The organism is Streptomyces sp. NPDC051940 (assembly GCF_040680895.1).
GTDB lineage: Bacteria > Actinomycetota > Actinomycetes > Streptomycetales > Streptomycetaceae > Streptomyces.
Genome location: NZ_JBFAXR010000076.1, coordinates 1 through 10049 on the forward strand (window position 1 = coordinate 1; position 10049 = coordinate 10049).

2 protein-coding genes are annotated in these 10049 nt (G+C 76.4%); both read left to right on the forward strand.

The window, feature by feature from the left end; genetic code table 11:
• Positions 1-5115 (forward strand): beta-ketoacyl synthase N-terminal-like domain-containing protein (locus AB0M28_RS25835; protein WP_365409528.1); only part of this gene is annotated, 5115 nt, incomplete at its 5' end.
• A 46-nt stretch (positions 5116-5161) separates the two neighbouring features.
• Complete coding sequence (locus tag AB0M28_RS25840; protein WP_365409531.1) at positions 5162-10003, forward strand: type I polyketide synthase; 4842 nt, start codon at positions 5162-5164, stop codon at positions 10001-10003.
• The last annotated feature ends 46 nt before the right edge of the window (positions 10004-10049 follow it).

Sequence of the window (10049 nt, forward strand, 5' to 3'; positions counted from 1 at the left end):
GGCTGGGACCCGGACGTGTACCACCCGGAGCCGGGCACCCCGGGCCGGACCTACGGCCGCGAGGGCGGGTTCCTGCACGACGCCGCCGACTTCGACGCCGCGTTCTTCGGCATCTCGCCCAACGAGGCGCTGGTCATGGACCCCCAGCAGCGGCTGCTGCTGGAGGTGTCGTGGGAGGCCTGCGAGCGCGCCGGGATCGATCCCGTGTCGCTGAAGGGCAGCGACACCGGGGTGTTCGCCGGGGTGATGTACCACGACTACGCCCTCGGCCGGGAGCCCGGCAGCACCAGCGGCGGCAGCGTGGTCTCCGGCCGTGTCGCGTACACCCTGGGCCTGGAGGGACCGGCCGTCAGCGTGGACACCGCGTGTTCCTCCTCCCTCGTAGCGGTCCACCTGGCGGCCCAGGCGCTGCGCACCGGCGAGTGCTCGCTGGCGCTGGCCGGCGGGGTGACGGTGATGTCCACGCCGGAGATGCTGGTCTACTTCAGCACGCAGCGCGGCCTCGCCCCCGACGGCCGCTGCAAGTCCTTCGCGGCGTCCGCCGACGGCGTCGGCATCTCCGAGGGCGCTGGCGTCCTGCTGCTGGAGCGGCTGTCGGACGCCCGCGCCAACAACCACCCCGTACTGGCCGTCATCAGCGGCTCGGCCCTGAACCAGGACGGCGCCTCCAACGGGCTGACCGCCCCCAACGGGCCCGCGCAGCAGCGGGTGATCCGCGCGGCGCTGGCGGACGCCGGCCTCACCGCCGCCGACGTGGACGCCGTCGAGGCCCACGGCACCGGCACCACGCTCGGCGACCCGATCGAGGCGCAGGCGCTGCTGGAGACGTACGGCCAGGAGCGGCCGGCGGGCGGCGAGCCGCTGTGGCTGGGATCCGTCAAGTCGAACATGGGGCACACCCAGGCCGCGGCCGGCGCCGCCGGGATCATCAAGACCGTGATGGCGCTGCGGCACGGCGTACTGCCGCGCACGCTGCACGTCGACAAGCCCTCCGACCAGGTGGACTGGGAGTCGGGGCGCGTCGAGCTGCTGACCGGGGAGCGGCCCTGGCCGCAGACCGGGGACCGGCCGCGGCGGGCCGCCGTCTCCGGTTTCGGGATCAGCGGCACCAACGCGCACGTCATCATCGAGCAGCCGCCCGCCGCGGACAGGGAGACACCCGCTTCCGACGAGCGGCGGAACCCGCCCCCCGCCGTGCCGTGGCTGCTGTCCGGCCGTACGCCCGAGGCGCTGGCCGCCCAGGCGCGCCGGCTGCTGCCCCTCGCCGGACAGCACGAGCCGGCCGACGTCGGCTACTCGCTCGCGGTGACGCGCTCCGTGCTCAGCCACCGCGCGTGCGTGGTGGGCACGGACCGGGAGCAGCTGCTCGCCGGGCTCACCGCCGTGGCCCAGGGCCGCGCCGACGCCTCCGTGCTGCGCGGCACGGGGCGGCGCGCCGGCCGTACGGCCTTCCTGTTCACGGGGCAGGGCGCGCAGCGGCTCGGCATGGGCCGCGGACTGCACGCCGCGTTCCCCGTGTTCGCCGAGGCGTTCGACGAGGTGGCGGCCGAGTTCGAGCACGAACTCACGCGGCCGCTGCGTGACGTGATGTGGGGGACCGATGCGCAGGCACTGGACGCCACCGGCCAGGCCCAGCCGGCGCTGTTCGCGTTCGAGGTGGCACTCCACCGGCTGGTCCGCTCCCTGGGCGTACGGCCGGATGTGCTCGTCGGGCACTCCATCGGCGAGCTCGCCGCGGCGCACGTCGCCGAGGTGCTGTCGCTGGCGGACGCCGCGAAGCTGGTGGCCGCCCGCGGGCGGCTGATGCAGGCCCTGCCACCGGGCGGGGCGATGGTCGCCGTACAGGCGAGTGAGGACGAGATACGGCCCCTGCTGACGGACACCGTCTCGCTGGCGGCCGTCAACAGCCCGGCCTCCGTGGTCGTCTCCGGGGACGAGGCCGAAGCCCTGGCGATCGGCGAGCACTTCAAAGCCCAGGGGCGCAAGGCGACCCGGCTCGCGGTGTCGCACGCGTTCCACTCGCCGCTGATGGAGCCGATGCTCGAGGAGTTCGCTGCGGTGGCCGCGCGGCTCGCCTTCAACCCGCCACGCATTGCGGCGGTCTCCACCGTCACCGGCGCCTCAGCCGGCGCCGACTGGGCCGACCCCGGCTACTGGGTGCGGCAGATCCGCGAACCGGTCCGCTTCGCCGCCGCCGTACAGCGGCTGGAGGACGACGGCGTACGCGGCTTCGCGGAGATCGGCCCCGACGGGGTGCTGGCGGCGCTCGCCGAGCAGTCGCTGCGCTCCGACGAGACGGTCCTCGTGCCGTTCCAGCGCAAGGACCGGCCCGAGGCGCAGGCGTTCACCGGCGCGCTGGCCCAGCTGCACGCGAGCGGATCGGCCGTCGGCTGGCGGGCGTTCTACGCCGGCAGCGGCGCCCGGCGGATCGACCTGCCCACCTACGCCTTCCAGCGCGAGCGGTACTGGGCCGAGCCCGCCGGCGCGGCCGGCGACCCGTCGGCCATCGGCGTCGCGGCCGTCAGCCACCCGGTGCTGCGCGCCGTGGTGCCCGCGCCCGACGACGCCCCGCTGGTGTTCACCGGCCGGATCACGCTCACCGAGGCGGACTGGCTGGCCGGGCAGGAGGTGCTCGCCGCACCCGTGCTGCCCGGCGCGGGCCTCGCCGAGCTGGCCGCGCTGGCCGGCGAGCGCTGCGGCTGCCCCGTGGTCGCCGAACTGACCGTCGAGCAGCCGCTGGTACTGCCCGAGCGCGGCTCCCTCACCCTGCGCGCGGTCGCCGAACCGGCCGCCGCCGACGGCAGCCGCGAACTGACCGTCCACGCCCGCCGCGACGTCCCCGGCGCCGTGTGGACGCGCTGCGCCACCGGCGTACTGGCCGAGGCCGAGGACGTGCCCGCCCCCGCGCCCGACGACGACGCCCAGTGGCCGCCGCCCGGCGCCGAGCCGGTCGCGCTCGGCGGCGTACGCGAGCGGCTGCTGGCGCGCGGGCACCGGCAGAGCGAGGCGTTCCGGGTGCTGAAGGCGGCCTGGCGGCGCGGCGACGAGCTGTTCGCCGAGGCCGCCCTGCCCGAGGGCACCGGCGCCGACGGCTTCCTGGTGCATCCCGCGCTGCTCGACGCGGCGCTGCAGCTGCAGCTGTTCACCGGCTCCGGCACCGTTCCGCTGCAGCAGTCCCGGTGGCGCGGACTGACCGTGCACCGGGGCGGGGCCACCGCGGTCCTCATCCACCAGTCGCCGGCCGGAACCGAAGGCCGGGCGCTGACCGTGACCGACACCGACGGCAATCTCGTGGCGAACGCGCTCTCGGTCGAGAGCCGCCCCGTCACCGCCGAGCAGCTGTCCACCCTGCACTCCGGTGAACTGCTGCGCCCCCAGCTCGTCCCCGCCGCCCCGTCCTCCGCGACCCTGCCGACGCTCGCCCTGCTCGGCGACTCCGACCCGTACGGCCTGGAGCTGCCCGCCGCCGCGGACACCCCGGACGCCGGGGTGCTGCTGCTCAGCCCGCCGCCGTCCGACACCGCGACGGCCGTGGACCTGGTGCAGCAGGCCGTGCTGGCGCACCTGGAGCGGGACGGCGAACCGCCGCGGCTGGCCGTGCTCACCGCCGACCCGGCCGTCCAGGGCCTGGTGCGCGCCGCGCAGGCCGCCCACCCGGGGCTGTTCACGCTGCTGGAAGTCGACGGCAGCCCCGAGTCCCGCTCCGCGGTGCCCGTGGCGCTGGCGACCGGCGAGCCCGAGGCGGCCGTGCAGGAGGGTACGGTGCTGCTGCCGCGCCTGACCGCCGCCGCCCCGGCCGTCCAGCGGCCCGAACTCTCCGGCGGCACCGTGCTGATCACCACCTCCGGCGACGCCGCCGCCACCGTGGCCCTGCTCGCCCGGCACCTCGCCGCCGGGCACGGCGTGCGGCGGCTGGTCCTCGCCGGGGAGTCCACCGCGGAACTCGGCGCCGAACTGGCCGCCCTGGGTGTGAAGTTCCGGCACGAGAAGACCGACCTCGCCGACCGGAACGCGGTGGCCGCCCTCCTCACCGGCATCCCCGCCGAACAGCGCCTCACCGCCGTCCTGCACGTCGTCGGGCACGCCCCGGAGTCCGGCGAGCCCGCCCAGGCGGTACGCGACGCCGTGGCACCGCTGCGCCATCTGCACAACCTCACCCGGGGCGCGGGCCTCGCCGCGTTCGTCGCCGTCACCGGCACCGCCGGGTATCTGCCCGGCCCCGGCAGCCCCGCCGCGGCCTGCGTGGCCGGCGCCGTGCACGGGCTGATCGCCCAGCGGTCCGCCGAGCGGCTGCCCGCCGTGGCCGTGGCGCTCGGACCCTGGGGGACCGCCGAGGACGCGGAGGACGCCCCGGCGACGATGACCGCCGGCGAGGTGCTCACGCTCTTCGACGACGCGCTGCGCGCCGGCGTGCCCTCGCTGCTGGCCCGCCGGCTGGACCGGGCCGCGCTGCGCGAACGCCCCGACGACGCGCCGGCGCTGCTGCGCTCCCTGGTGCGGGGCGGCGTACCCGGCGGGCCCGGCGCCGCGGGCGGCGACGACGACGCGGCGGCGCTGCGGGTGTCGCTGTCCGGACGTACCCCCGAGGAGCGGCAGCGCACCCTGCTGGCCCTGGTCCGCACCCATGTGGCGGCCGTTCTCGGCCACGCCACCACGGCCGTCGTCGAAGCCGACCTGGCGTTCCGGGACATGGGCTTCGACTCGCTCGCCGCCGTCGAACTGCGCCGCCGGCTCTCCACCGCGACCGGCTGCCCGCTGCCCGCCACGCTCATCTTCGACTACCCGACCCCGCGGGAGGCCGCCGCCTTCCTCGACGAGCGCATCCGGTCCGCGGCCGACGACGTCACCGCCGCGACCCTCGCCGAACTCGACCGCCTCGACCGGATGCTGGCCGCCTTCCCGGCCGACGGCACCGCCGAGCAGCAGTTCGGCGACCGGCTCGACCCGATCACCCAGCGGCTCGAGGCGATGCTGCGCCGCTGGCGCGACACCCACCCCGCCGACGACGAACCGACCGGCACCGAGACCGTGCTCACCGACTTCGACACGGTCACCGACGACGAACTGTTCGACGTCCTCGACGGCGAACTCGGCGGCTCCCAGGGGGCTGCGTGACCAGCCTCCCGGCCGCCACCGGCCCCGACCCGAAGGTCCCGAACCCATGAGCAAGGACACCGCCCCGAGCAGCACCGCCCCGAGCAGCGACGGCAAACTCCGCGACTACCTCAAGCGCGCCACCGCCGAACTCCAGCGCACCAGGCTGCGGCTGCGGGAGGCCGAGGAGCGGCAGCACGAGCCCGTGGCGATCGTCGCCATGAGCTGCCGCTTCCCGGGCGGCGTGCGCACCCCCGAGGACCTGTGGCGGCTCGTCGACAGCGGCACCGACGCCGTGTCCCTCTTCCCCGAGGGCCGCGGCTGGCGCAACGAGGAGCTGTACGACCCGCAGCCGGGCACCCCCGGCAAGACATACTGCCGCGAGGGCGGCTTCCTGCACGACGCCGGGGAGTTCGACGCGGACTTCTTCAAGCTCAGCCCGCGCGAGGCGCGCGGCACCGACCCGCAGCAGCGGCTGCTGCTGGAGCTCGCCTGGGAGACCCTGGAGCGCGGCGGCATCGACCCGCACTCCCTGAAGGGCAGCCGCACGGGCGTGTACGCGGGCGTCGTCTACCACGACTACCCGGGCGACGGCGGCACCGGCGGACTGGCCAGCGTCGCCTCCGGACGGATCTCCTACACGCTGGGCCTGGAGGGCCCCGCGGTCACCGTGGACACCGCCTGCTCCTCCTCCCTCGTCGCGCTGCACCTCGCCGTGCAGGCCGTACGCGACGGCGACTGCTCCCTCGCCCTCGCCGGCGGTGTCACCGTGATGGCCTCGCCCGTCTCCTTCATCGGCTTCAGCCAGGACCGCGGCCTCGCCCCCGACGGCCGCTGCAAGTCCTTCGCCGCCGCCGCCGACGGCACCACCTGGTCCGAGGGCGCCGGACTGCTCCTCGTCGAGCGGCTCTCCGACGCCCGCCGCAACGGGCACCCCGTCCTCGCCGTCGTACGCGGCTCCGCGCTCAACCAGGACGGTGCCTCCAACGGGCTCACCGCCCCCAACGGCCCCTCCCAGCAGCGCGTCATCCGCCAGGCCCTGACCGCCGCCCGGCTCACCGCCGCCGAGGTCGACGCCGTCGAGGCGCACGGCACCGGCACCGTGCTCGGCGACCCGATCGAGGCGCAGGCGCTGCTCGCCACCTACGGGCAGGGCCGGCCGGCCGGGGAGCCGCTGCTGCTCGGCTCGTTCAAGTCCAACATCGGGCACTCCCAGGCCGCCGCCGGCGTCGGCGGGGTGATCAAGATGGTGGAGGCGATACGCCACGGCGTCCTGCCGCCCACCCTGCACCTGGACGAACCCAGCCCGAAGGTGGACTGGAGCGCCGGGGACATCGAACTGCTCACCGAGCGCGTCGACTGGCCGGAGCGGGGCCGCCCGCGCCGCGCCGGGGTGTCGTCGTTCGGGCTGAGCGGCACCAACGCGCACGTCATCATCGAGCAGGCGCCCGAGGACGAGACGGCCCCGGCCGAGGAGTCCGCCGGGCGCACGCTCTCCGCCGTACCGCTGGCGCTGTCCGCCCGTACCGCCGAGGCGCTGCCCGCGCAGGCCGCACGGCTCGCCGCGCTGCTGGAGTCCGGCCCCGGCCCGTCCCTCACGGACGTCGGCCACTCCCTGGCCACCACCAGGGCCGCCCTGGACCACCGGGCGGTCGTGGTCGCCGCCGACACCGCGGACGCGGTACGCGCCCTCCACGCGCTCGCCGCCGGGACCCTGCCGCCCGCGACCGGAGTGGCCCGCCCGGACGCCCCGGCCGCGGTCCTCTTCACCGGGCAGGGCGCGCAGCGCCTGGGCATGGGACGGGAACTCGCCGCCGCGCACCCCGTGTTCGCCTCGGCACTGGACGAGGCCGTGGCCGCGCTGGACCCGCATCTCGAATTCTCGCTGCGGCAGGTGATGTGGGGCGAGGACCGCGAGCTGCTGGATCGCACCGAGTTCGCCCAGCCGGCGCTGTTCGCGGTGGAGACCGCCCTGTACCGGCTGCTCGCCTCCTGGGGGCTCACCCCCGGCTACGTCGCCGGGCACTCCATCGGCGAGATCACCGCCGCCCATGTCAGCGGCGTCCTCAGCCTCCCCGACGCGGCCCGTCTCGTCGCCGCCCGCGGCCGGCTGATGCAGGCCTTGCCGCCCGGCGGCGCCATGGCCGCGCTGCAGGCGTCCGAGGACGAGGTCCTGCCGCTGCTCACCGGAGAACTCGGCATCGCCGCCCTCAACGGGCCGCAGGCCGTGGTGGTCTCCGGCACCGCGGCGGCCGTCAGCGCCGTCGCCGCCCACTTCCGCGAGCTGGGCCGCAAGACCAAGGAGCTGGCGGTCTCGCACGCCTTCCACTCGCCGCTGATGGAGCCGATGCTCGACGAGTTCCGCGCCGTGGCCGCCTCGCTCACCTACGGCACACCCGCCGTGCCGGTCGTCTCCATGCTCACCGGCGACCACGCCGGAGCAGAGCTGGCCGACCCCGAGCATTGGGTGCGCCACGTCCGCGAACCCGTCCGCTTCCACGAGGCGGTACGCCGGCTGGAGGCGGACGGTGTGGGCACGTTCCTCGAACTCGGCCCCGACGCGGCCCTCACCCCGCTCGGCCCCGACTGCGTGACCACCGAGGACCCCGTCTTCGTCGCCGCGCTGCGCCGCAGCCGCCCCGAGGAGCACGAGCTGACCGCCGCCGTGGCGCTCACCCACGCCCGCGGTGTACGCGTCGACTGGCAGGCGTTCTTCGCGGGCACCGGCGCCCGCCGCACCGACCTGCCCACGTACGCCTTCCAGCGCCGCACCTACTGGGCGTCGCCCGCCGACGAGCCCGCCCCCGCGGCGGAGACCGTCCCCGGCGAGGGGGAGTTCTGGGACGCGGTGCGCCGCCTGGACAGCGCCGCCCTCGCCGAGCGCATGGGCGCCGACCGCGACGCCCTCGCCACCGTGCTGCCCGAGCTGGCCGCCTGGCACTCCGGCCGCCGCGAGGCCGCCGAGGCCGACGCCCTGCGCTACCGCCTCGGCTGGGCCACGGTCGCCGACCCGGAGCCCGCGCCCGTACCGGGGGACTGGCTGCTGCTGTATCCCCCCGGCCACCGGGACCCCGCCGACGCGCTGGCCGCCTCCCTCGCCGAACGCGGTGCGCTGCCGGAGCTGGTGGAGACGGACGCCACCGACCGCACGGCGATCGCCGCGCTGCTGCCGGACGAGCCGCCCTTCGGCGTGCTGTCCCTGCTCGCACTCGACGAGGAACCGCACGCCGGCCAGCCCGCCGTGTCCCGCGGCCTCGCCGCGAACCTCGCGCTGGTCCAGGCCCTCGGCGACCGGGAGATCACCGCGCCGCTGTGGCTCGCCACCAGCGGAGCCGTCTCCGTGGACGCGTCCGACGCCGCCGCCGTCAGCCCCGAGCAGAGCGCCGTCTGGGGACTCGGCACCGGGCTCGCCCTCGACCTGCCCGACACCTTCGGCGGACTCGTCGACCTGCCCGCCTCGCTCGACGACCGCGCCGCGCGCCGCGTCTGCGACACCCTCGCCGGCACCACCGGCGAGGACCAGGTGGCCGTACGGACCACCGGCATCCACGCCCGCCGGCTCACCCGCCCCGCCCGCCCCGACCCCGACCAGCCCTGGCAGCCGCGCGGCACCGTCCTGATCACCGGCGGCACCGGCGGTCTCGGCGCCCACGTCGCCCGTACCCTGGCCGGCGCCGGCGCGGACCACCTCGTGCTCGCCGGACGGCGCGGCCCGGACGCCCCCGGGGCGGCCGAACTCGCCGCCGAGCTGCAGCGGTCCGGCACCAAGGTCACCCTCGCGGCCTGCGACATCGCCGACCGCGACGCCGTACGCGACCTGCTCGCCGCCCACCCCGACCTCACCGCCGTCGTCCACGCGGCCGGGCTGCCGCAGCGCATCGCCCCGCCCGGCGAGCTCACCCTGGAGGAGTTCGCCGGCGTCGCCGCCGCCAAGACCCTCGGCGCCCGGCACCTCGACGAGCTGCTCCACGACACACCGCTGGACGCGTTCGTGCTGTTCTCCTCCGGCTCCGCCGTCTGGGGCAGCGCCGGACAGGCCGCGTACGGCAGCGCCAACGCCTACCTCGACGGCCTGGCCCGCCGGCGCCGCGCCCGCGGCCTCGCCGCCGTCGCCATCGCCTGGGGCTCCTGGGACAGCGGCATGGTCGACGCCGAACTCGCCGCCTTCATGAAGCGCATCGGCGCCCCCGCCATGGCCCCGCGGCTGGCGAACCTCTCCCTGGTCCGCATACTCGCCGGCAGCGACGCCCACGCCGTGGTCGCCGAGTTCGACTGGGAGCGCTTCGCCCCCACGTACACCCTCGCCCGCCGCCGCCCGCTGCTGGCCGACCTCCCCGAGGCCCGCGCCGTCCTGGACGCCGCGGACCAGCCGGCCGGCGCGGCGGCAGGCGAGGACCTGGGCGCGAGGCTCGCCCCGCTGCCCGCGCCCGAACAGCGCGCCGCCCTGCTGGACCTGGTGTGCACGCACGTCGCCACGCTCCTCGGCTACGACGGACCCGCCGACGTGCCGTCCGGCCGCGGCTTCACCGACCTCGGCTTCGACTCCGTCGCGGCCGTCGACCTGCGCACCAAGCTCGCCGGCGCCACCGGCCGCACCCTCCCCACCAGCATGGTCTACGACCACCCCAGCCCCGCCGAGCTGGCGGACTGGCTGTGGTCGGAGATCTGCGAGGACGGAGAGGCCGGCGAACTGCCCGTGCTCGCCGTGCTCGACCGGCTCGAGGAGGCGGCCGGGAAGCTCGACGCCGACGAGATCGCCGCCACCCGGATCACCACCCGGCTGCAGGGCCTGCTCACTCGGCTCACCACGACGCCCGCAGAGGACGGCGCCGGTCTCGGCGACCAGCTCGAGAAGGCATCCGCCGACGACGTCCTCGCCTTCATCGACAACGAACTCGGCCTGGCGTAGCGGGCCCCGGCGGCCCGCATCCGACCGCCACGACCAGCAGACGACA

Bases quoted from the DNA above. Each gene is read 5' to 3' on its own strand.
- AB0M28_RS25840 (WP_365409531.1), top strand. From the start codon at position 5,162: ATGAGCAAGGACACCGCCCCGAGCAGCACCGCCCCGAGCAGCGACGGC.